Genomic DNA, 23,799 nt, shown 5'->3' on the forward strand with positions numbered 1-23,799 from the left:
TGTTCCTCCCCGACGAGGAATGCGGACCCGCGCCAGCCTTCGATCGTAGGACCATATCCATGCTCGGCCGCTTTATGCCCGACTTCCAGGCCCCGGACGGCTTTCCACGGCGGATACGGCCGGTTCGCACGGTCCGCCGCACCATCAGCCGCACGGGCCGCATCCGCGCAGGGCTCACAAGGGAAGATCCATCAGAATCTCGTCCCGGTCGTCTCCGGGCGCGAGGCGCAGGAGGCCGGGCCAGCGCCCCACCTCCACCCACCTCAGCCTCCGGTAGAAGCCCTCGAGCCCCATCCCGCCCCGCGTGGAGAGCCGCAGCCGCTCCAGCCCCATCTCCTCCCGGGCGACATCGCGCACACGCCGCATCAGCTCCACGCCGATCCCGCGACCTCGGTGTTTCAGATGTGTCTGCACGTGGTTCACCACACCGCAGTGGGCGACCAGCGGATGCATGTCCCTGCGTACGATCAGCCATCCCGCCACCGCCGCCTCCACCGCCGCCTCCGTCTCCGTCTCCGTCTCCGCCTCCGGGGCGACGGCGACCAGCAGCCGGGCGGACCGCGGGTCCAGGTGCCCGAGAAGCCGGTCCACCGCCAGACTCACATCCGCCGCGCGCACCGGAGGCCGCCCGAACTCCGGGGCGAGTACGGCCCCTCCGGCGTTGGCCACTCCCAGCCAGCACTCCGCAAGCTGCTCGCGGAGTGCCAAGGTGATGTCACGATCACGGCAGAACTGCCGGTACTCGACGCACTGACCACTCACAACCGCTCCCGTCTCCCTGGACGACGGCCTCCACATCCACCAGGCGAAGGTGTATACAACCGACGGGGAGTGCCTCGCCAGCCCCCCGCGCGCCGCTGTCGGTTCCCTGGAGCCCTCATTATCAATGGACCAAACGCAACCGCGCCTTCAACGTAATTCTGATAGCCCGCATGTCATGTCGAGCACAGCATCCGCCGAGGAACGCAGAGGAATGCAGACGTCAGCAGCCGGGTAGCCCCGCAGTGGGCGCATGTCCATGCCGGCGCCCGGTGAGAGTTGGGGGAGGAATTCCATGGAGCTTCCGCGACCGGAATCACGTGTTTCCACGGAGGGTACTTTACTGGATTACGGAACCGCGACCGCCGCCCGCCTTCTCGGCAGTGCGGGCATGGATGTGGAACAGGGCAGAGCGGTTCTCCGCGGGATGCTCTCGCCATGGGGGGAGAGGCCGATCAGCCGGCGCCCCGACTGGCATTCGGACGTGTGCGCCGACGGTTCGCCCATCGAGTTCTCCGCCGCCTTCTCGGATCGATGCACGCAGATCCGGGTGCTCGTGGAGGCGGTGCCGGACGAGCTCACCACTCCGGGCGCGCAGAAGTCCGCTCTTGCGCTGACTCGTGTGCTGATCGAGGACTTCGGCGCTGCCGACGGCCGACTGGCCGCGGTATCCGACCTGTTCCTCCCGGACGAGGATCCGACCGGATTCGCCATGATGCACGCCGCTGTTTTCACACCGGCGGGAGAACCTGAGTTCAAGATATATCTGAATCCGAACGCGAACAGTCGTATGACCGGACGCCAGAGGACGCGAGAGGCGCTGGAGAGCCTGGGCTTCGGAAAAGCCTGGGACGCGGTCGTCGAATACGCCCGCCGGGGGTTCGACCTCGATCGAATCGTCTACTTCGGGCTCGACTTGAGCGAGGGGCCCGAGTCGCGCGTGAAGGTCTATTTCCGGCACTACGACATAGCCCCGGCGGACCTTGACGCCTGCATGGAGATTGCCGCTTCCCATGAGCCGGGGCTCCTGGGAGGCTTCTGCCGTACGCTGACCGGCAGGGTCGGCGCGATAAGGGACCAACCCCTGGTGAGCAATCTGACCTTCACGGACGCCGGCGGCTGTGCCCCCGTCTCAGCCACGGCGTACGTCCCGCTGTGGCTGTACGCGGAGAGCGACAGGGCGGCACGGGACCGCATCAGCTCCGTGATGGCCGATGTGGGTCTTTCCGACGACCGCTATCGGTCGCTGCTGAACCATATGGCCCGCCGCACGCTGTCGGACGGGCGCGGCATCCACACCTACGCCTCCGTGCGCGTCCACCGGGGGCGTCCTCGTATGACCACGTACTGGTCCTCGGAACTGTACGACCGATATCCGCCTGCCCGCTATCAGAGAGGCTGATCGCGATGTCATCTCAGGCTGCGACCGGATCGCTCTTCGACGACTCGCAGATCCAGCCCGATCTGCTGCGGCGCCGATCGCATATCCGGTGGGGCTCATACCCCCCCGACGTCATCCCGCTGACGGCGGCGGAAGCCGACTTCCCCGGACCCCAGGCCGTCACGGACGCCGTGATGGCTTCTCTTGCCGACGGCTACTTCCCCTATGCCTCACCCGAGGGAATCAGCGAACTCCGTGAGGTCTTCTCCGATATGGCGAAGACCCGCTACGGGATCAGCGCGGACCCCGACTGCGTGGTGCCGGCCTCCGGAACGGCGGCGGCGCTCTGGGGTGTGGTGCACCTTCTGTGCCGGGAAGGCGATGAGTGCATACTGCTGGATCCGGTTGATCTGCTGTTCGGCCAGGCCATCGACGCCGCAGGAGCCCGGCGGGTGTACTGCCCCATGGACAAGACCACCGGACAGCTCGACCCGGATCGTCTCGCCTCTCTGATTTCGCCGCGCACCGCTCTGATCTGTCTGTGCAATCCGCACAATCCCTTAGGCACGGTCTTCACGGAGGAGACGCTCCGGGCGATCGCCGAGACAGCGGATGCGCACGGTGTGCCGATACTCTCCGACGAGGTCTGGAACGAGATCGTCTACCCTCCCGCAGCACATGTCAGCTTGGCAGGCCTGGATGCAGCGGCCGGCCGGAGAATCCACACGGTGATCGGACTGTCCAAGACGTTCGCGCTTCCCGGGCTGCGCATGGGATTCGTGATCGCCCCGAACGCACGTGAGGCGGCCGATCTGCAGCTCGCCTTCCAGCAGCTCGGCGCCGCGTACAGCCTGACGCCCTTCGCCCAGGTCGGCGCCTTGGCCGCGCTCCGCCACGGCTGGCCGTGGCGGGATGCCTTCCTGGAGCATCTGCACGAGACGCGGGACTACTGTGTGGCGCGGCTGAACGCGATCCCGGGCATGTCGTGCAGCCGCCCGGACGGGACGTTCGTCCTGTTCCCCGACATATCCTCCACGGGGCTGGGCAGTCAGGCGATGGCCGAGTTCCTTCTGACGGAGGCCCGGGTCGCGGTCGTGGCCGGTACGACCGAGTGGTTCGGCCCGGGCGCGGAAGGCAACATCCGCATCAGCTATGCCACCTCCCGGGGGATGATGAAAGAGGCGCTGGACCGCATGGAACGGGCTGTTGCGAGTCTTTCAGCAGGGTCGGCCCGGAGAGCCGTGAGCGCCGTGCCCCGCACACATGGCCTTCCACCGGGCACCTGACGAACGGCGTGGCGCCCGGTGGACGCGCCCGGATCAGCGCCTGCGCAGCCATGCTTTCAGCGAGTCCCACCACGACGCGCGCGCCGTGGGAACGGCAGCGGTCGGAGCCGACGCCGAAGGCGCCCGCACCGAGGGGGCCTGCACCGACGGAGCCTGCACAAGGGGTTCGTTCCCGGCGTCCAGGCCGGTGGCGTCCGCGGTGTCCTGGAGCGGACGCGGAACCTCCGCGTCGGTGTCGCCCGGACCGGCAGAGGCGGCGGACGCATCGGACCGGGGCGGGGTGAACTTCACCGGCAGACTGGTCAGATGGCGTGTCATCCAGCCCGACTGCCAGTGCAACTCCTCCTCGGGGACGCTCAGCTGGAGGTCGGGCAGCCTCGTCAGCAGGGTGTCGATGCCGGTGTCGGCGATGGCGCGGCCGATGTCCTGGCCCGGGCACTCCTGTGGGCCGCTGCTGAAGGCGAGATGGGAGCGGTTTCCGTGCAGGGGAACCGAGAGGTCGGGGCGGATCGCGGGGTCGTGGTTCCCGGCGCCCAGACCGAGCAGCAGCATGTCTCCCGCCTCGATCTTCTGCCCGCCGACCTCGGTGTCCACGGCGGCCCACCGACCGGGGATGGTCATCAGGGGCGGCTCGCTCCACAGCACCTGCTCCACCACGTCCGGAAGGGTCATCTGCCCCCCGGCCAGCGACGCGTGGCACCGGGGGTCGGTCAGCACCATCCGCAGGGTGCTCTTGAGCAGGTTGACCGTGGTTTCGTTCGCGGCGATGAGGATGACCCTGAGGTGGTTCCAGACCTCCTCGTCGGTGAGCTTGGAGGAGTGCTCGAGCAGCCACGACGTGACGTCGTCGCCCGGCTTCTCGCGCTTGCGCCTGGTGAGCTGCTGGAGGGTGTCGACGATGAAGTCGTTGCTGGCCACCGACGTCTCGGTGCCCGCCACCATGTCCCTGCTGGCTTCGACCAGCTGCGGACCGTACGCATCGGGCATGCCCAGGAGCTGGGTCATGACGAGCATCGGCAGATGCTCCGCGAAGTCGTCGGCCAGATCCGCTTCTCCCCGGGCGGCGAAGTCGTCGACCAACTGGTGGGTGAACCGGGTGATGTGGCGTCGGATTCCACGCCGGTTGAACCGCTCCAGACTCTCGTTGAGGGCCAGGCGCAGCCGGTGGCGCTCCTCGCCGTCCAGGAACAGGCAGACCGGCTGCCAGGCGATCATCGGGAGCAGCGGGGAATTCTGCGGGACCTTGCCTTCCCTGAACCAGCGCCAGATGCGCGAGTCGCGACTGAACCGGGAGGGCGTGCCGACGACTTCCAGGATCTCCCGGTAGCCGAGGACGATCCAGGCCGGCAGGTCGCCGTCCAGCAGGACGGGCGCGACGGGTCCGTGCCTGGCGCGCAGCCGCTCGTACAAGCCCATGGGATCCTCGGCCGCCTCCGGCCCGAAGAGCCGCGCCAGGCCGTCGGGGTTCCCGGATCGGGCGTGCGCCGGGCACCCGGGGGGCGGCTCGGACGCCGACGTGGTGCGGGGCTGGTGGAACGAAGAGGCGGTCACCGGGACTCCGGGGGTGTGGTGGTGAGGGTGTGCAGATAGCGCAGGAGCGTCAGCAGGGCATCGCGGCTGGAGCCGCGGTTGCGGGCGTCGCAGTCGATCAGGGGCACGGTGTCGGGGATGTCCATGGCCTCTCTGAGCTCGGACATGGGGTACGAGGGGGCGTCCGGGAACGCGTTGATGGCGACGACGAAGGGCACGCCGCGCTCCTCGAGCCGGCACATGACGTCGAAGCTGTCTTCGAGACGCCGGGTGTCGATCAGGACCACCGCGCCCAGCGCGCCCTCGAAGAGGCCGTTCCACAGGAACCAGAAGCGCTGCTGACCGGGCGTTCCGAACAGATACAGCACCAGCTCGTCGCTGAGGGTGATCCGGCCGAAATCCATCGCCACGGTGGTCTCGGTCTTGCGCTCGACTCCGGCGATGTCGTCCACGCCTGCGCCGGCCTGCGTCATGGTCTCTTCGGTGGTGAGCGGCCGGATCTCGCTGACGGCGCCGACCAGGGTGGTCTTCCCGACCCCGAAGCCGCCGACGATCACCACCTTCACCGCCGTGGTGACAGAAGCCGGCAGGGTGTCCTCGCTCCGTGGACCGAGGACGGGTTCAGAGATTCTGGAGTCCATGCATCACCGCCTCCAAGAGTTCGACATCGGGCAACGACGCGGCCGGGATCGGCGCCCTCGCTTCGACATGGCCGCTCTCCAGCAGGTCCGCGAGCAGCACCGTGACCGCACTGACCGGCAGGCGGAGGTATGCGGAGATCTCCGCGACGGACAGCGGGTAGTCGCAAATATGGATGATTGCGGCGTGCTCGGGCTGCATGCCCGAACCGGGGACGTCCTTCTTGGTCACGATCAGGGTGACCACGTCCAGAGGGCCGTCTTCGGCGGGCAGGCTTCGGCCTGATGTGATGACATAGAGCCGTTCGGGGCCGCCTTCTTCCCAGGTTCGGGGCTGGTCGTGTGTCGGGTCGCTCACGGAACCCGCCGGTCGGCCCGAGGCGGGCTGGAGAGATGCTGACCGATCCGGGCGACGAGGTCCCGCATACGCTGCCCCATGAGTCCGGCGTCGACGTCGTCATCTGCCAGCACCGCGAGATACGCTCCCGCGCCGGCCGCCATCAGATAGAAGAAGCCGCCGTTGATCTCGATGACGACGAGTTTCATCTTTCCGTCGCCGTGCGGGAATTCGGTGGCGATGGCCGTCGACAGGCTCTGCAGCCCGGCACAGGCGGCGGCGAGGCGGTCTGCGGTGTCCTCGTCCGTGCCGAACTGCGCCATGCACAACCCGTCGGAGGACAGCACCACGACGTTACGGGTCTGCGGAACGCTGGATGCCAATTCCTCGAGCATCCAGTCCATGTTGAGCCGCTGCTTTGTCACCACTTACTTACTCATCCTTACCTAATGGCTCCGTTACTGCTCGGACTCTTCAGCGCTCAGGCCATGGCGACGATGTGCTGGGGACTCAGCTCGGGGCTCGCCGGAAATGCCCTCCTGGAAGGCGGCCAGCCACAGACCGGCCTGCGGGGGTGGGGCTGCCGACACCGGGGACGCGGAGTCAGCTGTGGGGACTGCGGGCTTGGGCCGCCGCACGGGAGGAGCCACGGCGCGCGTACGGCGCCTGCGCTGCGGCAGACCGTTGACGCCGCGCGGAGCGGGCATCGGCTCCTCCACGGTCGGCGGGGCGGTGCGACGCCCCCACGGACCGGCGGGGTGCCGGGGCGGCGGCAGGCTGGCGGCCTTGGCCACCGCTCCGCCGGGCACCGGGGTCGTGGTGAGCAGGTTCGGCGGGACGATCAGGACCACCCGTACGCCGCCGTACGCCGACGCCCGCAGGGCGACCTTGAAGTTGTTCGTGTGTGAGAGCCGACCGACCACCGCCAGGCCGAGGCGGGGGGCCTCGCCCAGGTCGTCGAGGTCGAGTCCGCTGGTGGCGTTCTGCGCCAGGGCCCGCTCGGCGCGGACGCGGGCTTCATCGGTCAGTCCAAACCCGGCGTCCTCGATCTCGATGGCCACACCGGACTGGACCTCGGTCGCGGTGAGATGGACCCGTGTCTGGGGCGGCGAGTAGCGCGTGGCGTTGTCCAGCAGCTCGGACACGGCGTGGATGAGCGGTTCGACCCCGCGTCCGATGATGCCGACCTCGGCCACCGAGTGCAGATCGACCCGCTGGTAGTCGGTGATCCGGGACATGGCGCCGCGCAGCACGTTGAACAGCGGAATGGTCTTCTGCCACTGACGGCCGGGGCGGGCCCCGCCCAGTACGGCGATGCTGTCCGCGAGCCGGCCGATCAGCGCGGTCCTGTGGTCCAGGTGCAGCAGGTCGCCGAACACCTGGGGGTCATGGCCGTGCCGGTCCTCCATCTCCCTGAGTTCCTGGGCCTGCTGGTGGACGATGGCCTGGACGCGTCGGGCGATGTTGACGAAGGCCCGCTGGGCGGAGTCCCGAAGGTCTTCCTGGGCCTCGACGGCCTGGAGCACGTAGCGCAGCACATCCAGATTCGCGGCTTCGAACCGGGGGCCGACGTGGGAGTCATGGTCGATGCCGCGCAGCACCTCCTCGGCCGGGGTGCCTTGTTGCAGCCGGCCCATGGCCTTGGGCAGGGTCTCCTCGGCCATCCGCACGGTCTCGGACTCCTGCTCGGCCAGCTGCCGATGCAGGGCAGCCTCTCGCTCGGCGCTCTGCCTGCGCAGTTCGTCGATCGCATGTCCCCGGCGTGCGGCCTCTCCGGCCGCGATGGCCACCGCCGCCGTCGCGATGGCGCCCATCCAGGCGACCTGGCCACGTGCCGTCGAGGGCGTCAACGCGACGGCCGCGACCGTGCAGAAGGCCAGTAGAGCGGGTGGCAGCAGCCACATTGAGGTGGAGGCGGACCTCTGCCTCCCGGGTGACGAACCAGCACGAACCATCGGCATCCTCAGAGCGCTAACGGATAGGGCGTCATATACGGCGTATACGGGTGCCGAGGAGGGTCGCGTGATCAAGACCGCCGGCTGTCGACGACTGTCGGGTCACGCTTCACCAGCGCTTGACCACGGCGCGTGTCACGTCGGCGTTCCGCGCGCATGGAGCCGGGTCCCAGGACGCCCGAGCCCTCGTGCGATCGGCGGCACCACGACAGCCAGCAGCGACGTGCTGTAATCGTCGCAACTCGCTGCGCGACAGCGAGCATAGCGGGGTCGGAATGATTATGTGCCCCAAATGCATAGAACACATGAATGCACTCATGTGCGAAATTCGAAAGATCCGTTTGGCGGGGGCCGGTCGGCGAAACGGCGAATTAGATGATCCGTACGTCGATCGCGAAAGCGCCGCTGACCTGCAACGACGCTAGTGCCAAAGCCGTAATGGCGCAGGTGTCGGGAGGCCTGGCGGGTATCGAACACACAATGACGCAAGGCCCCGACCGTTCGCCGGTCGGGGCCTTGCGTCATGGAATTTTCTGTCAGGCGCGTGCGGCCCCACGGCGGCGTATGCCCACGAAGGCGAGCGCGGCGCCGACGGCCAGCAGCACCGCCGCGACCCCGCCGTACAGCGGCAGCGTCGAGGNCGGCGCCGACGGCCAGCAGCACCGCCGCGACCCCGCCGTACAGCGGCAGCGTCGAGGAGGCGCCGGTGCGGGCGAGGGCGCCCGAGGCGGCCGGAGTAGAGGCGTCCGCCCGGGCGGCGGAGACGGAAGCGGGTGCGGTGGCCGCCGAGTCCGGAGCACTGCCGCTCGCGGACCCGGAGCCGGCGGCAGCCGCTCCGGCAGCGGCGGTGGCCGGTTCGGCGTGGGCGGCGGTCGCGGACGGGCCGGGCGAGGAGGGCGCCTCGGCGGCGGGCCCCACGGTGACCACGCCCTCGGTCTCGGCGAAGGCCGGGCCGCTCTCACCCTCCGGATTCACCGCGGCCATCAACGTGACCTTGGTGTCCGCGGTCAGTCCCCTCGGGTCGACCACGGTCAGACGCAGCGGGAAGCTCTCCCGCTTCTCGCCGCCGAAGCCCTTGGGGACCGCGGGAAGCAGCCACTCGCCGGCGCCCTCGTCAACGGCCTTCAGCGGGCTCCAGCGCCCGTCGCGGTAGAGCTCGACCCCCAGCTTCGGGAGCGGTGCGCCGTCTCCGGGCGACACCAGGCGTACGCGGGTCTCCAGCGCCTTGTCGTAAGCGCCCTCGCCGGGGGCGTGCAGATACACATTGATGTGCCGCGCGGGCCCGCCGGGGCGGAGGACGCCCTCGGGCCCATTGCCCCACCACACCTCCAGCGGCTTGGCGTCGACCGCCGGGGAGGCCTTGAAGACCACCGAGCCGGTGCGGCCCACCGGCCCGTTCAGGTCCGCGGCGGTCAGTTTCAGACTGCCGTCGTTGGAAGGGAAGTCCTTGCCGAGCCCGACCGTGACCTTCCAGCTGAGCTCCGACCCGGCCGGCACCGAGAACGGCTCGCCCGCTCCACCGCTCTTGGGGAAGAAGGCCCCCTGAACCCCCGTGCCCTCGCCGAGAAGCCGCGAGGCGGTCTCGGGAGCGTTCACGGCGCTCACATCGAAGGCGACCTGATCGGGCTGGACGGGGCTGGCCCCGTCCGCCTCCCCGACCAGCCAGGGCTGGAAGTCCACTGCCTCGTCCGAGGAGTTCTTCACGGTGAACGAGAACGAGGCCTTCGCCCCACCCCGCTCCAGAGCCCCCGCCGGCGCCGGTGCACCAAGCTCGATGCTGAGCGCCGCAAGCCCTTCGGTCGCGGCCGGCGCGGCATAGGCATGGACCGGAACGAGCGTGGCTCCGACGGTGGCCGCCGTGACGGCGGCGGCTGCGACAAGGCGAGCGGACATGGTGACTCCCCCCAAGGAATCGGTCGGCGACCCGGCGGGCGCGATGGTCGGTCGCGCAAGGGTCGGATCAGAAGACGGAGGTGGAGCCCTACTCGGTCGATGAGGTGCAGAGTCTCCTACTCGAAGTGAACAAGCGCCGGAACAGTGCCCGTTGGATGCTGGCCCTGGCGCTGGGGTTGCGGCAGGGGGAGACGCTCGGCCTGCGGTGGTCCGACGCGGACCTGGACAATGAGTACCTGAAGCTTCGCCGGAACCGGTTGCGGCCGAAGTACGAGCACGGGTGTGGTGAGGCAGCGCAGTGCGGCCGGAAGGCCGGCTACTGCCCGACCCGGGTGCAGGTGCGGCGCGAGACGAAGAACACGAAGTCACGCGCCGGGCGTCGCGCCGTGCCCCTCCCGGGTCCGCTGGTCGTGATGCTCCGCTCCCACAGGGAGGCGCAGGCCCGAGAGCGCGCGGCGGCCGGAAACCTGTGGACCGAGTCCGCGTACGTGTTCACCAAGCCGTTGGGCGGGCCGCTCAGTCCGAACACGGACTATCACGACTGGAAGCGGCTGCTGGAAGACGCCGGCGTTCGGGACGGGCGTCTGCACGATGCGCGGCACACCGCGGGCACCGTGCTGATGCTGCTCGGGGTTCCGGATCGGGTCATTGACCAGATCATGGGTTGGGAGCCGGGCGGCGCCGCCCGGATGCGGGCGCGGTACCTGCACGTGACCGATCCCATGCTCAAGGAGGCGGCCCGGAAGATCGAGCGCGCCATCTGGGGAGCTCCGGAAAACCTCACTGTGGACAAAGACCAGGACAACGAGGCGTAAGGACAACGTCGAAGGGCCCCCTGTTTCCAGGGGGCCCTTCGACATCGTGCCCGGTGAGGCACTGGCGGAGGATACGAGATTCGAACTCGTGAGGGGTTGCCCCCAACACGCTTTCCAAGCGTGCGCCCTAGGCCTCTAGGCGAATCCTCCGCCGACAACTGTACCCGACTCTGTGAGGTGCGATGACACGGCGAGTGTCTGTGCCAGGTGATCTGTGGGTCAAGTCACACCAGGCACAAAGCGTCTCGCCTAACGCGCTGGTCAGACGTGGTCTGACGGGTACGTGGGGTCACTTGCCGTACCTGCCGAATGCACAGAGCGTAGAGCGCAAGCCTGCCTCACGGCTCACAGGCTCTCGCCCTGGCGCTCGCTCTGGGGGGACCCTCCCGGACCACTCACGCACACACGAGACGGACCACAGCCGCATCCCCTGACTTCTGTCCCACACACCCCGCTGAATGCTCAGGCCGCGTCGTCCATCAGGTCCTGCAGATCCTCGTCTGTGAAGGCGACACAACCGGATCGATCACCGTCGAGGAACTGGAAGAACACCACTTCCCAGCTCCACGGGATCACATCCACGCATATCTTGTCTGCCTTGGCGCGGCGCATGATCTCCGCCGAGAACTCACAGGCATCGGTAAAGTCCTCGTCCCGGAATGCCACCCACGATTGCCCCGGCTTCTTCCACTCATCCCACGGAAGACCTGAGTGGTCCCCGCTGCCCTCGGGTGGTAGTTCCAACCTGCCCCAGAACTCCGCGTCGTCCTCAGTCAGAACCTCGTCGGGCCACTTCTCCCAGGCTTCGTTATCGACCTTCGTAGCCATGGCTCATCCCTCCCAGCGCACTTCATGAGTGCCTGTTACCGCCATGGCCCGAGCCTTTCCCGAGCACTTCCCCGGCGACGGCAAAACCATCCCGCCACAACCCTGCTCACGGCAAACACGACCCATCACACTCGGTAATCACCCGTGTGTCACGCCTGATACATGGCTTATGCACGCAACCCCCGGACCTGCGCTTTCCCTCGTCATGTGAGCTGTCCCACACCTCACCCGTTCGACGTATGCGCGCCCGTTCTCGCTCGCTCTCGACACTCGCCCACCTCAAGATCATTAGACCGTAAATCGCACCGTAAATCGCTCCCCGCGCTGAGGGCGTAAATCGACCGTAAATTTACGCTCGTCGTTTACGCCACGTACCGTAAAAGTGAGGCGTAAACGTAAATCGTAAACGAGAGGCGTTTACGCATAAACGTGCAGCTCAGAGGCGTAAAAGCTCTCATTTACGGTCATGCGTGCGTGTGCTCTTTAAGAGCACACCCGCAGACGCAATGAGCTACCGATCATGAGACAGAGAAGATCAAGAGGCTTACGTGCGTGCGGAATACGCGCGCACGAGTAGGACCAAACATCTAGGTGGCCGATCATGAGCTATGCCGGCGAGCACGCGCGACGCTCACGCACACGAGACACAGACTCTCGCTCTCACTTACCCGTTAGGCGTCTCTGAGCACGCCTCAGGAGCGCCAACAGCGCTTGTGCGTCAGTCTGTGCACGCGCGTTCTCTCGGCTCGCCAGACAAGCGCTCAGCGCTTTAGACGCCAAACGGCCCTCGAACTCATCAGAGCCGAGAGCCAGTTGGTTCGGTGTGGAACGTCAGGCAGTACGACGGCGGTAGGGGCGGAACTCCGGTACGCGGAGACCCTTCGCCCTCAGCTTCTCCGCGATAGGCGCGATAGGTGCGCCGAACTCCGCCAGCTCTCGATACAGAGGATCGACCGGGGGGCCGGAGAGCAACCGCTGTCGTGCCGCCTGAATCTCTGCCACTGTCATTGCCGCTCCTTGGTTCCTCACTAGCCTTTACGACTGTGCGCAGCACAGCGTAATTGCCGGAATGCGGCTCAACAACGTATGGCTAATCGCTCGCACCCATGGACGGGATATGCACCCATTCCCCGGCCTCGTTCTTACCCGCCACACCCTTCTTAAGGGTGGAGATAGCCATGCGCATCCGAGCACTGAGAGTGGCTTTCTCGACCTTCGGGTTAGCGGCCGTCAGAGCCTCCATGATGAGCGCTCGCCAATCCGCGTCAGGGATAGGACTCTGTTGCCGGAGGATGCGCTCGGCGATGTCTTTTGCCCCGCTGCTCTCCCGGCTGCTCTTGCGCTCGGCCTCTGTCTTGCCCTTCGGCTCGTCGGTCACGAGACGTACCTCCAGCCGGTCAGGGTCGGCCGTGCTGTCGAGAACCAGGTAACCGACCCTGTCGCCGTCATCCAGGCCGGTCTTACCCTTGTTGTCCTTGCCCTGGTACAGCTCGGAATAGCCCCAGCCCCCTTCCACACCCTTCTCGACCCGTGCGAGGAGATAAGAGGCCCCTTGGAACATGTCCATCTTGCGATGCGGCCCGCTCGGGCGATCCACGTTGCCGTGCCCGACGTGGTCAATGGCAATGCCCGTTACCCAGGGGTTGTTCACCGCGTACGGGTCAAAGTACGTCTCTGCCATCTTGTCCACGCCGTCCGGATCGGTCATCGCATTGCCGCCCATGAACCCGATACAGGGGTTAACGGCGTCGATGATGACGAGAGCAACCCGGCCGCGAACTTCCGGAGCCTGATGGCGCCTGTGGTACGTCAGCAGGAACGTACGAGCCAGGCCCTCGGGAACACCCTGCTTAATCATCTGCGCTCGAACCTCGGCCCCTGTCATCCGCTCGAACGTGAACCAGACCACGTATTCACGGTTCATGACGAACTCAGCCGCGATCTTCAACAGGAGGTTGGTCTTACCGGCCCCACCCTTGCCGAATAGGTAATTGAGCTGGGCCCGGTAGAACAGAGCACGGGTGGATTCCTCGAACCTGCCGACATCGAGACAGACGGGCACCTCAACCTCTCGCGGCTGGTCGTTGTGCCGCTCGTTATAGAGGTCTAGCGCAGCCATGACCTCGGAGTGGGTAAGGCCGCCCCCGATCTCCGCCGTCTCGTAGGTGCCGAGCTTGTCCGGCTTGGTGAACCGCGGAGGCTCAAGGAATCCACCGTCCATGAGTCCCTGCGTTACCTCCTTGTCGAACTCGTCGCGCGGGTCATCGCGGAGTTCTTCACGGCGTAGAGCCATGTCACGGCGGAAGTCATCGAGGGTTTCCCGGTACCACTCTTCCAGCTCTAGGGCCTCATCATGCGCGGCGTTCACATCCGGGTCACGGTTGCCGTATTCGTCCGGGTCCCTGAAGTCGAGTAGTTCCCCAGACCCCCCACCGAAGAACTCTTCCGAGTCGTCGTTTTCCGCGCTCTCGGCACGTGCGCTATCGTCGTTCATGCCGGTTCCTTTCCCGGTTGTTGGTGTTAACCCGCTACGCCTCTCGCGGGTTGGTGTGGTAGATAGGGCGGAGTTCGTGGGCTCCGCCCTATTCCCTTTCCAGCGCACGCCGGACGATCCTGCATTCCTTGATCTCGGCGAACGTTCCGCCGTGGCCGCACTCGCGGTGGTGGGCGTTGAACTCGTCGCAGAGCTGGGCCGCCCGCACAGTGATGGGATGCTTGCACTCCGCGTGCCGATGCTTCAACCGGCACAGCTCACGGGCGTAACGGTCGTTCTCGTGGTCACAGTCCGAGTGGCTAAGGGTTTGCTTGATGACGGCCATTTTGTGTTCCTCCTGGTGCCGTTGAATTGCGGTCACCGACCAATCTACTTGTTTGGTTTCCGACGTCCCAAAATGAGCATGGCCTAATAGCATTTGTGATGTGCGTCACACCTCGAACTCGCCGGTAATTTGGGACCGTAATGAGTGTGGATTAGCTGAGTGCGCGTACGTCTCGTGACTCGACATAGAGCACCCCTTAGGGCGCCAGAAAGCGCCCCTAAGGCTCTCAGCAGTGCTCGCCGGCACGAGTGCTCAGCGATGCATTCTGAAAGCCCTAGAAGCGCTCTTGGTGCGTTTACCTCTTGCCGAGATGTCGGTCTAGCTTTTGCTCCATGCGTCGGATGATCTCCGACGGGTTGGGCTTCTGTTCCTGGCTCATGACTCACCCCCTGACACCGTGACCTTGACGGGGTAGTCCAGCCGCTCAATTTTGCCCTGGATCACGAGGAGTTCTAGGGCATCCTCCACAAGATCACGGTAGTTGGCCAAGAGATGGGGATAGTGAAGTCTCACCCACTCATACGTGAAGCGGTACCAGCCCTTGTACTCCCGGTCGTTCTTCATCCGTACGTGGATGTAGTTAGCCAGGGAGTAGACAGAAGGGCCGCCGCCCATTCGGTCATACCCAGATTGTTTCCGCCACCCGTAGAACTTGCCCTCAGCTTTCAGGCGTTCCACGGACTTCTGCCGCCTGATTGTCTGACGCTCCCGAATCCCGGCCATACCCTCGGGCTCTTCCCGTTCCATGTCAGGAGGAGCAGGAAGTGGGGCGAGTGTCTGTGACTTCTGGGCCGACACCTGCTCAACTTGGTTGAGCCACTGCTCTACCGCTTCCAGCTCGGCTATCTCAAGAAGCGCCTCCTCCTCTTTACGCTCGGCCCTGCGTCTACGGGTCCGCTCGTTCTTCGCTGCCCGTAGCTCTTCCTTGGTCTTGGTGACCCGAGGTGGGCGCTCTGGAGTAGGCCGCTTTGCCCGCTCCTCCCGCCGCCTCTCCCGCTGCCTCTCCGTTCGCCGTTCCCGGCTTGCTTGCCTCTCTTCTTCCGTGAGGCGTTTGGGAGTGCGAGCGGCTAGCTCCTCCTCGGTGACTTCCACACCAGCCGGTGACCACCACAGATACTTGCCGCGACGAGTTGAGAGAATGAGCCCTTGGCTCTCCATGGAGCGGAGATAGCGGGAGGTCTGGTTAGTGTCCCGAGCGGGGAAGAACTTCCGCGTGATGTCAGCGGAATGGACGGCCCGCTTCTCTCGGATGAATGCCAGGATCTCAGGCTTTAGCTCGGGCTTGTAGAGATTCCCCCGGGTCGCTATGTAGTGGGCACTCTTGGGCACGACTTACCCCTGGATGCGGAAGTACAGAACACCGAGGCTCCTGTGGGCGGAGTACGGCACGCCGACCCGACGGCAATACATGGACAGGCGCTTACGGAAGTCGGACATCGTGCACCCGTACCGCTCGTGGATCTCTTCTGCCGTGAGCCGGTGAGTCTCGCCGTCTGCGTACTGGGCCCAATCGACCTTGCTTGCCATCTCAACACCTCCCGCGGATACGGATATGGAGAAGCCGGGCGGCATGGGGAAAGTGAGAAACCCACGCCACCCGGCTTCATGCTCCCGGCCACCCACTCAGGACACCGGGAGTTGAGAGGCTGGTGTGGAACGGCCCTCTGGATAGCCCCGGAGCCCGAGGGTCACAGGCTCCTCGTCCCACACCAGCCAGCTTGTGTGCCGTCAGGAGGCCGCGTTGATGTCGGCCGTGACGGCGGTGATGTCGGCGGAGGCCGTGTTGTGGTCGTGGATCTCGACGGCCGACACGTCGGCAACGGCGGCCTTGCCGTTCTTCACGCGGAGCGCGTTGTAGATGTCCACGCCGCGCGACTTGCGGGCCTGGCCCACGAGGAGCCAGCCGACGACGGTCTCCAGCTCGGTCGTGTCGATGGATGCGGTAGCCATGGTGGCGGTCCCTTCTGTAAGTCCCGCCCACGGCGTGAACGGGCCTGGTAGGTGTGTCGTGCAGTCGGCCGGCTCAGGTGCTGGCCTGGAGCTGGGCCATGAGCGAGGCCACGAGCCGCTTGGTGTTCTCCTCGCGGCGCTGGGCCGTGCTCGCCTTGATGCGGTCGCGGAGACCGGCCGTGGAGTTGGCCTCCATCTCGGCGCGGTTGTTCCGAGTCATCGCCTCATAGACGGCGCGGCGCTCGTCCTGCTCCGAACGGCGCTGAGCGGCTATGTGGAGCTCCATGCGAGCGGTCGACTCAGGGTGATGCACACCCTGTGCGCGGAGCTCCTGAGCGCGCTTACGGACAGCCCGCTCGTGCTCCTGCCGAGCCTCGGCGTTGCTCTTGTGGACAGTCGCCGCGTACTGGGCTGTGTCCTCATCCCGTCCCTGCCGGAGCAGAGCCAGAGTCGTTGCGTCGGCCTTGGGCTCCGGTGCCTCATAGCGGGAGTCATCGCCCCGCATGGTGGCCATGAGCCGAGCGGCCATGGTGTCGGCCATGGTTAGTCCTCCTGGATCTGATGGGCCAAGAGGCCCAGTTCTCGAATGGCCCCCATGACATGCGGAGGCAGCGTCACCGTGACTGAGCCGTCCTCATTCACGACGGCATCACCATTGGCGATGGCCCGGTCTAGCCACTCCTTGAAGGTCACGGCTACTCGCACCCCTCGAACTCGGGGGGTGTGGTAGATCCGTTGAACTGTCCTCGGCTCTGACGGAGAAGTTCCGCTAGCTCGGGGTCGAATTTGTTCCACGGTGCTACTGGTGGTAGCTGGTTCTTCTTGCGAGCCTCGCGAACCGCGTCCGCGTGTTCACGACGCTGGCGAATAGCCTCGTCCGAGAGCTTCCGCGTCTTGCATTCTTGGGCGGGTGTGGGAGATTCCTCGGCGCGCTCGATCCGGAGCGCTACGTGCGAGAACAGTTCCACGTCCCGCTTTGCTTGTGCCTGCATAACGGGGTGGTCCGGGTACTTCTTGCAGCAGGGGCCGTGAACGGTACATACCACACCCACCAGCGCAGCGCGTTCCCGGAGAACAATTCCCGACAGGAGGGGAGACATTACCTACCCCCGTCTCCCCATACCGGATCAGGCTGAGTGTGGAGAAGTTCCATGGCGGCGTTCTCCATCTCCAGGGTGAGCTTGGCTGGCTGCTCTAGGCCCAAAAGCTTGGCCTTACGCATCTTGAGGTCGGCAATGGTGCGGATGATGCTGTTCCGCTCCATGACGGTCTCGGCGTTCTGGAGGTTGCGGTGGGATTCACGGATCAGGTCATCCAAGCTGGATTCCGTGTCCGTACGCATGTCGGCCATCGCATCCCCGCCCAGGTTCTTCCGAGCCCGAGCCAGGCGGCGATTGACCACCTCGTACGACATCCCAAGGCGGCGGCTGAGCTGGAGCCGGTTAACGCCCTTCTTGAACAGGCGGTAAACCTTCTCCGCCTCACGGTCCAGTTCCGCATCATTCGCAGCCACGTTATCCGCCTCCTCTCATCCACTCGAATTCCGTCTGTCGGCAATTTAAGAATGACAGAAGCTTGACAAAACGGCAAGGTGCAGTATATGGAATGCCCTCGTGGTCTATCGAATTGCCATGCTGCTATTTCGAAGCCGCAAGAACGCCGATATCGTCAAAATCATGCACGCGAATTGTGACCACGAACATACGAAATCCGCCCGTGCTAAGTGCCGCGCTGAAAGGAAGCGGCTGGGTATCACTGGAGACGGGAAGCGTCGCGCACCCGTCAACCCGAAGAAGCGCGACCCGTCCACTTATCGAAAGGCGGGAGATCCCTGGCCCCGCTTCCTGAGCAAGGTCGAGAAGCGCGACGACGGTTGCTGGGTATGGCAAGGCTCTTTGAACCACAGCGGATACGGGAAGTTCAAGATGGGCGGAACCATGGTATTCGCCCACCGCTGGTCACTGGAACAAAAGCTAGGGCGAAAGCTCGAACCCGACGAGGTCGCACGCCACACATGCGACGTGCCCGCGTGCGTGGCTCCTGACCACCTTGTGCCCGGCTCGCGTTCGGACAACATGCAGGACATGATCCAGCGCAATCGACGGCGGCCAGGCAAGGGCGTCAAGCAACGGCAACACCACGGGCTCACGCCTTATGAGCGGTTCATGTTGTACGTGGATTCCGAGACGACGCCCGACGGGTGCTATCCGTGGACAGGTCGGACTAGCCACGGACGGGGCAAGTTCGGCGCGCGCAAGGATGGAAAGCGTGTTCAGTACGTGGCTACGCGATGGCTCATGGAACATGTCCTCGGGCGTGAGTTGAAGCCGGACGAGGTAGTCCGCCACAAGTGCGATAACCCCATCTGTGTCCGCCGTGAGCACCTGGAAATGGGCACGGCGGCAGACAACGCGCGAGACATCGTGGAGCGCGGTTACCACCGCAACGCGAGTAAGACCCACTGCAAGAACGGCCACCCGTTCGACGAGGAAAACACCTACATCAACCCTGCGTCAGGGGCTCGGCAATGCAGGACGTGCCGCTCAGCCTCACGGAAGAAGCGACAGGACGAGAAGCCGAAGAAGCCGCGCACTGTCGACGATCGCGTAATTCCCCAGGGGTGTGGTCACGTAATTCCCCACCCCCTGGGGCGAGGGGCGGTCACTTGACCGTGGGGTCCTTCGGGTCGATGGGGCCCTTCGGCCGCTTGTTCGGTCGGTAACTGGGGCCGTTCATGATGACCTGGTGGCTGGCGTTGATCAGCCGGTCGAGCAGTGACTCGGCGACGACCGGGTTGGGGAAGAGGGGATACCAGTCGCTGGGCGCCCTGTTGCTGGTGATGATCAGAGACCGGCCCTGCCGCTCGGAGATGAGTTCGTAGAGGTCGTCAGCCTGGGCCGCGTTCATCTGACGCATGGCGAAGTCGTCGAGGATGAGCACGTCGGGGCGGATGAGTTCGCGCATCCGCTTGTCCCAGGTGCGATCCGCGTGACCGCCGGCGAGCTNGATGATCAGAGACCGGCCCTGCCGCTCGGAGATGAGTTCGTAGAGGTCGTCAGCCTGGGCCGCGTTCATCTGACGCATGGCGAAGTCGTCGAGGATGAGCACGTCGGGGCGGATGAGTTCGCGCATCCGCTTGTCCCAGGTGCGATCCGCGTGACCGCCGGCGAGCTCGCTCAGGATGCGGCTGGTCTTGGCGAAGCGGACGTTGGCGCCCTGGCGGACGGCCTGGTGACCGAGGGCCTGGGCGACGTGTGTCTTCCCGACCCCGACGGGCCCGAACAAAATGACGGACTCGCCGGAGTGGAGCCAGCGCAGGGCTGCGAGGTCGCGGATCTGGGCGGCGGGCAGCTTCGGGGAGGCTTGGAAGTCGAAGCCTTCCAGAGTGGCCTGCTGCTCGAACTTCGCTCTGCGCAGGCGCCGTTCGAGGGCGACGGACTCGCGGCGGGTGATCTCGTCCTGGCAGAGGACCTGGAGGAAGTCGAGGTGCCCGAGCTCGCCCTTCTGGGCCTGAGTGAGGCGGGCGTCGAGGGTCTCCAGCATGCCGGACAGCCGCAGCGTCTTCAGCGACTCGCGCAAGGGGGTGGTCATCACGCTCACCGGCCGGCCTCCTCGACATCGGCGTCGGCGTGACCCTGGTCGTCGTGAACCTCGCCGGGGATCTGCAGGGGGACGGTGGCGGCGAACAGACCCTCGGGGCCGTGCAGGAAGGCCGCCGCCCCGGCGTCGCCGGTCTCGGGTTCGGGATCGGNCCGGCCGGCCTCCTCGACATCGGCGTCGGCGTGACCCTGGTCGTCGTGAACCTCGCCGGGGATCTGCAGGGGGACGGTGGCGGCGAACAGACCCTCGGGGCCGTGCAGGAAGGCCGCCGCCCCGGCGTCGCCGGTCTCGGGTTCGGGATCGGTCTCGGTGCCGGCCACCAGGATGCCCTTGACGGTCCGGTAGGACGGGTCACCGACCACGATGGCCTTGCGGCAGGCGGCCTCCAGCCTGGTGTCGCCGTACTTCTTGCGCAGCCCGAGCACTCCCTGGGCAGCCCGGAGCCGGTAGAGGGCGTTGACCTCCAGCAACTGGTCGATCACCTGACGGCAGGCATCACCGACCTGCGAGGCTTGGCCGCGGCACCAGATCGGCGTGCGCATCTGGAAGGCGATCTTCTCCGGCGGGTAATCGTTCTTGTCGGTGCGTTTGCCCTGCTCAAGCGCCGCGTGCGTCTTGACCAGCTCGCCCTCGTGGAACACCTGCACCATGGTCGCGGTGGAGCGGACATCGACACGGCGGCCGATCAGCTTCCAGGGCACCGAGTAGAGAGTGCGGCCGACCTTGATGTGGATGTCCGGACCGACGGTGGCCTGCGACCATCTGGCCAGCACGAACGGCTCCTCGGGCAGCGGCAGCAGGACCTTGGCCTCTACCGCCTCGAACACCGAGATCGGCTTCGCGCCGTCCAGCGGGCGGCACTGCCGCTGACCTGCGACGTTCGTCGCCCAGAGCAGGGCCTCGGCCTGCATGTGCTCCAGCGAGGTGAACGTCCGCCCGCTCCAGAACGAGTCACGGACATAGGGCATGGGCCGCTCGACCCGGGGCTTGTCCTTCGGCTTCGCAGCACGGGCCGGGTCCACCAACGTGCGGTAGTAGGTGGCGAGTTCGGCATACGACTTGTTGATCTTCGGGTCGTAGAGGTCCGGCTTGTCGACCCCGGTCTTGAGGTTGTCCGGCACCAGGCGGCGCGGGACGCCGCCGAAGAAGCGGAACGCTTCGGCGTNACCATCACAAAAGCCCAGATCCGGTGCCGTTTTCCACTGGTGGGGTTGATCCACTGCCCCAGGAAGCCGTAGTCGATCTGGGCCTCCGAGCCCGGCTCGACGTCGTCCCGCAGCACCGTGACCTTCGAGCGGGCCGCCTCGTCGGGCAGGTTCTCGTGCACCCAGCGGCGGAACGTCGTCAATGACACCTTCAACTTGCCCTCGTCGCGGAGCCGTTGGTGGATCGTGGTGACCGTCGTGGTCTTCAGCAGTTCCTTGACGTAGTCGCGGTGCGGCTCGATCTCGCCCCACCTGACCTGGTTCAGCTTCCGGCTCGTGAGCTCCGGGAACCAGCTCTTGAGCAGCTTGGCCCAGTCCGCCTCGCCCATGGGCGGGCCGCCCGGGGTGATCCCCGCCTTCTCCGCCGGCGCCAGGTACTTCCTGATCGTCTTGCGGTCCACCCCCAGCGAGGTGGACACCTGGCTCTTGGACCGGCCCGCGTACCAGTGCACGTAGATCTCGATGATGTCGACCACGGTGAACGTTCTCCTTGCCATCCGGNTCCCCGCCTTCTCCGCCGGCGCCAGGTACTTCCTGATCGTCTTGCGGTCCACCCCCAGCGAGGTGGACACCTGGCTCTTGGACCGGCCCGCGTACCAGTGCACGTAGATCTCGATGATGTCGACCACGGTGAACGTTCTCCTTGCCATCCGGTGCGTCCGTCTCGGCTCGCAGGTCGAGGGACCGCGACGGCTCCGGAAGATCCCTCAACCCGGGCACCGGCATGCCCATGGGGAACCCGGCCGATACGCAAGGAATGACCAATCAATGATCAAACCACCCGAAACAGGGAACATCACGCCAGTTCGAGCATGGTCGGCGGCACCGTCGATGTTCGGCGCCCCGGTGGGGAATCGTGAACACGCGGGTGGGGAATTACGTGGCGCTGATCATGCAGATCGTGGGGAATTACGTGACCGCCGACANCCCGGCCGATACGCAAGGAATGACCAATCAATGATCAAACCACCCGAAACAGGGAACATCACGCCAGTTCGAGCATGGTCGGCGGCACCGTCGATGTTCGGCGCCCCGGTGGGGAATCGTGAACACGCGGGTGGGGAATTACGTGGCGCTGATCATGCAGATCGTGGGGAATTACGTGACCGCCGACACCGGTCCGGCGCCGGCGACTCGATGAACTCCTCGCGGCAGTGCTTCAGCAGTTCCTCACGCACCCGGTCGGCATTCCGCTCCGCGTGTGCCACGTTGGCCGCCAGCCAGGCCGTCAGCTTCTCCGCGTCCTGCACCGAGCACACCCGAAACCCAAGGTGCTCGCGTATCTGGGCACGGTGGTACTCAATCGTGCTGCCGGTCCACTGGTAGGAGTCGAACTCCGCAGCCGACACCTTCATCTGCCTGGAAACGAAGGCGACCACCTCATCCGGGAGAGCCGCCCGGCCCCGGGGAAAGCGTCCGTGCTGTGTGTAGTGCTTCAACAGCAGCGCGAAGCCCAATCGCGTGGCGCCGCGCTTCCCCGCGACAAGCTCCAGCTCGTCATCGAGCACCGTCCAGTGCTCGACCAGCTCGTCCATCCCCACCGGCTGCCAACCCATGGCCACACATCATGCCGGAGAACCCCTGATCAGAACGGCCGATCCATCAAAGATCCACGCCGTTTGGGGCTCGTGACATGGTCGTTAACGGCACCCGTGCTCGCGCGATGAGCCGGGACCGCAGGATCACAAGATCGTCGACAGAACCCGGATCTTCACGTTGATGGCGTCCACGAAGACGACCGGGTAGACGCGGTCGAGGGGACGTGACTGCCATTCGGCCATGCCCTCCATCACCTTGTCCGTGATCGTGGTGATGGTCTGCTTGGACACGTCTGCCCCGTACACCTCGGCCAGATGAGCCGATATCTCCCCGTGGGTCAGGCCCTTCGCGGACAGCGACAGCACCATCTCGTCGACGCCGGTCAGGCGCCGCTGCCGCTTCTTGACGATCTGCGGCTCGAAGGTGCCGGCCACATCCCTCGGCACCTTCACCTCGACCGGTCCGACGTCGGTCAGCACTGTCTTGGTGCGGGTGCCGTTGCGGCTGTTGCCGCTGTTCCGGCCCGCCGCGTCGTGCTTGCCGTAGCCGACATGATCGGTGATCTCGCCCTCCAGGGCGGACTCCAGCACCCGCTTCGTCAGCTGCTGCAGCAGCCCACCCTCACCAGTCAGCTGCAGCCCGTCATTGCGGGCGCGGTCGACCAGCATCGCGATCAACTGCTCGTCCGACACCGCCTCCGCAGCCGACTCGACGACCGGCTCTTCCACGGTCTCGTGCTCGGTGATGGCCTCGCTCATCAGGCGTCTCCTTGATCATCGGATCCGCCGTTGATTAGACACTCCCTCATTGTCGGCGGTCATGTGGTTGTCGGTCGTTCGGGGACGTAGCCGCAAAGCTGCGGTGCGCATTCGGCCTTGTGGTCTCGGCCCCAAAGGGAGGTGTCTCGCTCGATGGAGCGGACACGGTGGACGAGTCGCAACTGGGCGTTGCGGGGCAGAGTCGAAGGCAACGCTGTGAAGGTCTCCGGGCGTACGGCGACCAGGCCGCTGACCTGCTCTCCGTTGCACATCTGCAGCAGCGTGGTGCACTGCCACCAGTCAACGTTGCCGCCGCCACCGTCTGGGGTACCGGGCCAGTAGTAGTGTGAACCTTCCCCTTGATCGTGGACACCTGGAGACTGGGACCTCGAGGTTCCAGAGGAAGTAGCACCAGGTGGGAAGCAAGTACACGAAGCGGTACACCGAGGAGTTCAAGCGGGACGCGATCGCGCTCGTCGACTCCTCGGGCAAGACGGTCACCGCCG

At 65.8% G+C, this 23,799-nt stretch carries 20 protein-coding genes, 1 tRNA gene and 3 pseudogenes; 4 read left to right on the forward strand and 20 right to left on the reverse strand.

Translation table 11 applies throughout. The features are described 5' to 3' along the window. Positions 1–174 precede the first annotated feature (174 nt). Entirely contained in the window at positions 175–762 is a 588-nt protein-coding gene (locus tag QCN29_RS06155) for a GNAT family N-acetyltransferase (protein ID WP_279926662.1), read from the reverse strand. 292 nt (positions 763–1,054) lie between these two features. Here QCN29_RS06155 and QCN29_RS06160 point away from each other — a divergent pair, with 292 nt between their 5' ends. Together QCN29_RS06160 and QCN29_RS06165 are read left to right on the forward strand one after the other, a co-directional pair. After that, complete coding sequence (locus QCN29_RS06160; RefSeq protein WP_279926664.1) at positions 1,055–2,161, forward strand: tryptophan dimethylallyltransferase family protein; 1,107 nt, start codon at positions 1,055–1,057, stop codon at positions 2,159–2,161. 5 nt (positions 2,162–2,166) lie between these two features. Next, the gene (locus tag QCN29_RS06165; protein WP_279926665.1) at positions 2,167–3,426 is read left to right on the forward strand and encodes a pyridoxal phosphate-dependent aminotransferase; all 1,260 of its coding nucleotides are present in this window, start codon (positions 2,167–2,169) and stop codon (positions 3,424–3,426) included. A 33-nt stretch (positions 3,427–3,459) separates the two neighbouring features. On the opposite strand, the gene QCN29_RS06170 is transcribed toward QCN29_RS06165, so the two are convergent. The 5 genes from QCN29_RS06170 to QCN29_RS06190 are packed head-to-tail and all read right to left on the reverse strand — an operon-like array spanning position 3,460 to position 7,835. After that, positions 3,460–4,977, reverse strand: coding sequence for a cytochrome P450 (locus tag QCN29_RS06170; protein WP_279926666.1), 1,518 nt, complete (start codon positions 4,975–4,977; stop codon positions 3,460–3,462). Beyond that, entirely contained in the window at positions 4,974–5,597 is a 624-nt protein-coding gene (locus tag QCN29_RS06175) for a GTP-binding protein (protein ID WP_279926668.1), read from the reverse strand. Before QCN29_RS06175 ends, QCN29_RS06170 begins: the two co-directional genes overlap by 4 nt. Next, on the reverse strand, positions 5,578–5,952 hold the full coding sequence (locus tag QCN29_RS06180) for a DUF742 domain-containing protein (RefSeq protein WP_279926669.1): 375 nt from the start codon (positions 5,950–5,952) through the stop codon (positions 5,578–5,580). Before QCN29_RS06180 ends, QCN29_RS06175 begins: the two co-directional genes overlap by 20 nt. Then, positions 5,949–6,335 carry a roadblock/LC7 domain-containing protein gene (locus tag QCN29_RS06185; protein ID WP_398859136.1) on the reverse strand — a complete coding sequence of 129 codons (387 nt, stop codon included), beginning with the start codon at positions 6,333–6,335 and terminating at the stop codon, positions 5,949–5,951. Before QCN29_RS06185 ends, QCN29_RS06180 begins: the two co-directional genes overlap by 4 nt. A 54-nt stretch (positions 6,336–6,389) precedes the next feature. After that, the gene (locus QCN29_RS06190; RefSeq protein ID WP_279926670.1) at positions 6,390–7,835 is read right to left on the reverse strand and encodes an ATP-binding protein; all 1,446 of its coding nucleotides are present in this window, start codon (positions 7,833–7,835) and stop codon (positions 6,390–6,392) included. 2,009 nt (positions 7,836–9,844) lie between these two features. On the opposite strand from QCN29_RS06190, the pseudogene QCN29_RS06195 reads away from it, so the two are divergent. Next, positions 9,845–10,594, forward strand: a pseudogene (locus QCN29_RS06195) (tyrosine-type recombinase/integrase); the annotation flags it as partial. A 62-nt stretch (positions 10,595–10,656) separates the two neighbouring features. Here QCN29_RS06195 and QCN29_RS06200 read toward each other — a convergent pair. The 10 genes from QCN29_RS06200 to QCN29_RS06245 all read right to left on the reverse strand — a co-directional run bounded on the left by QCN29_RS06200 (position 10,657) and on the right by QCN29_RS06245 (position 17,704). Beyond that, positions 10,657–10,744: transfer RNA gene (locus QCN29_RS06200), tRNA-Ser, on the reverse strand. Between the two features lie 312 nt (positions 10,745–11,056). Continuing rightward, positions 11,057–11,422 (reverse strand): hypothetical protein, encoded by a 366-nt coding sequence (locus QCN29_RS06205; protein ID WP_279926671.1) that lies wholly within the window; start codon positions 11,420–11,422, stop codon positions 11,057–11,059. Between the two features lie 831 nt (positions 11,423–12,253). After that, complete coding sequence (locus tag QCN29_RS06210) at positions 12,254–12,430, reverse strand: hypothetical protein (protein WP_279926673.1); 177 nt, start codon at positions 12,428–12,430, stop codon at positions 12,254–12,256. Positions 12,431–12,512: 82 nt separating this feature from the next. After that, entirely contained in the window at positions 12,513–13,916 is a 1,404-nt protein-coding gene (locus tag QCN29_RS06215) for an AAA family ATPase (RefSeq protein WP_279926674.1), read from the reverse strand. Between the two features lie 88 nt (positions 13,917–14,004). After that, the gene (locus QCN29_RS06220; RefSeq protein ID WP_279926675.1) at positions 14,005–14,241 is read right to left on the reverse strand and encodes a hypothetical protein; all 237 of its coding nucleotides are present in this window, start codon (positions 14,239–14,241) and stop codon (positions 14,005–14,007) included. A gap of 375 nt (positions 14,242–14,616) precedes the next feature. Continuing rightward, positions 14,617–15,570, reverse strand: a complete 954-nt coding sequence (locus tag QCN29_RS06225; RefSeq protein WP_279926677.1) for a hypothetical protein — start codon at positions 15,568–15,570, stop codon at positions 14,617–14,619. Between the two features lie 399 nt (positions 15,571–15,969). After that, the gene (locus QCN29_RS06230) at positions 15,970–16,191 is read right to left on the reverse strand and encodes a hypothetical protein (protein ID WP_279926678.1); all 222 of its coding nucleotides are present in this window, start codon (positions 16,189–16,191) and stop codon (positions 15,970–15,972) included. Between the two features lie 73 nt (positions 16,192–16,264). Next, on the reverse strand, positions 16,265–16,732 hold the full coding sequence (locus QCN29_RS06235) for a hypothetical protein (RefSeq protein WP_279926680.1): 468 nt from the start codon (positions 16,730–16,732) through the stop codon (positions 16,265–16,267). A 2-nt stretch (positions 16,733–16,734) separates the two neighbouring features. After that, a complete protein-coding gene (locus QCN29_RS06240) occupies positions 16,735–16,884 on the reverse strand; it encodes a hypothetical protein (protein ID WP_279926681.1) in 150 nt (49 codons plus the stop codon). Positions 16,885–17,290: 406 nt separating this feature from the next. Beyond that, positions 17,291–17,704: a BAR domain-containing protein gene (locus QCN29_RS06245; RefSeq protein ID WP_279926682.1), complete on the reverse strand. Its 414-nt coding sequence runs from the start codon at positions 17,702–17,704 to the stop codon at positions 17,291–17,293. Positions 17,705–17,804: 100 nt separating this feature from the next. Between QCN29_RS06245 and QCN29_RS06250 the strand changes: the two genes are divergently transcribed. After that, a complete protein-coding gene (locus QCN29_RS06250) occupies positions 17,805–18,860 on the forward strand; it encodes an HNH endonuclease (protein ID WP_279926683.1) in 1,056 nt (351 codons plus the stop codon). Here QCN29_RS06250 and QCN29_RS06255 read toward each other — a convergent pair. The 4 genes and pseudogenes from QCN29_RS06255 to QCN29_RS06270 form a co-directional block, all read right to left on the reverse strand. After that, positions 18,853–19,791 (reverse strand): ATP-binding protein, encoded by a 939-nt coding sequence (locus QCN29_RS06255; RefSeq protein ID WP_450169257.1) that lies wholly within the window; start codon positions 19,789–19,791, stop codon positions 18,853–18,855. The two genes, QCN29_RS06250 and QCN29_RS06255, sit on opposite strands and share 8 nt — an antisense overlap. Before the next feature lie 215 nt (positions 19,792–20,006). Next, a pseudogene (locus QCN29_RS37040) lies at positions 20,007–21,472 on the reverse strand (IS21/IS408/IS1162 family transposase); the annotation flags it as partial. 603 nt (positions 21,473–22,075) lie between these two features. Next, complete coding sequence (locus tag QCN29_RS06265; protein ID WP_279926686.1) at positions 22,076–22,552, reverse strand: DUF4158 domain-containing protein; 477 nt, start codon at positions 22,550–22,552, stop codon at positions 22,076–22,078. Between the two features lie 147 nt (positions 22,553–22,699). Next, positions 22,700–23,293: pseudogene (locus QCN29_RS06270) on the reverse strand (transposase); the annotation flags it as partial. Positions 23,294–23,799 lie beyond the last annotated feature (506 nt).

This window comes from Streptomyces chengmaiensis (assembly GCF_029846775.1).
Classification (GTDB): domain Bacteria; phylum Actinomycetota; class Actinomycetes; order Streptomycetales; family Streptomycetaceae; genus Streptomyces; species Streptomyces chengmaiensis.

Bases quoted from the DNA above. Each gene is read 5' to 3' on its own strand.
- QCN29_RS06160 (WP_279926664.1), top strand. From the start codon at position 1,055: ATGGAGCTTCCGCGACCGGAATCACGTGTTTCCACGGAGGGTACTTTA.
- QCN29_RS06165 (WP_279926665.1), top strand. From the start codon at position 2,167: ATGTCATCTCAGGCTGCGACCGGATCGCTCTTCGACGACTCGCAGATC.
- QCN29_RS06175 (WP_279926668.1), bottom strand. From the start codon at position 5,597: ATGGACTCCAGAATCTCTGAACCCGTCCTCGGTCCACGGAGCGAGGAC.
- QCN29_RS06185 (WP_398859136.1), bottom strand. From the start codon at position 6,335: ATGGACTGGATGCTCGAGGAATTGGCATCCAGCGTTCCGCAGACCCGT.
- QCN29_RS06190 (WP_279926670.1), bottom strand. From the start codon at position 7,835: ATGTGGCTGCTGCCACCCGCTCTACTGGCCTTCTGCACGGTCGCGGCC.
- QCN29_RS06205 (WP_279926671.1), bottom strand. From the start codon at position 11,422: ATGGCTACGAAGGTCGATAACGAAGCCTGGGAGAAGTGGCCCGACGAG.
- QCN29_RS06210 (WP_279926673.1), bottom strand. From the start codon at position 12,430: ATGACAGTGGCAGAGATTCAGGCGGCACGACAGCGGTTGCTCTCCGGC.
- QCN29_RS06215 (WP_279926674.1), bottom strand. From the start codon at position 13,916: ATGAACGACGATAGCGCACGTGCCGAGAGCGCGGAAAACGACGACTCG.
- QCN29_RS06220 (WP_279926675.1), bottom strand. From the start codon at position 14,241: ATGGCCGTCATCAAGCAAACCCTTAGCCACTCGGACTGTGACCACGAG.
- QCN29_RS06230 (WP_279926678.1), bottom strand. From the start codon at position 16,191: ATGGCTACCGCATCCATCGACACGACCGAGCTGGAGACCGTCGTCGGC.
- QCN29_RS06235 (WP_279926680.1), bottom strand. From the start codon at position 16,732: ATGGCCGACACCATGGCCGCTCGGCTCATGGCCACCATGCGGGGCGAT.
- QCN29_RS06265 (WP_279926686.1), bottom strand. From the start codon at position 22,552: ATGGGTTGGCAGCCGGTGGGGATGGACGAGCTGGTCGAGCACTGGACG.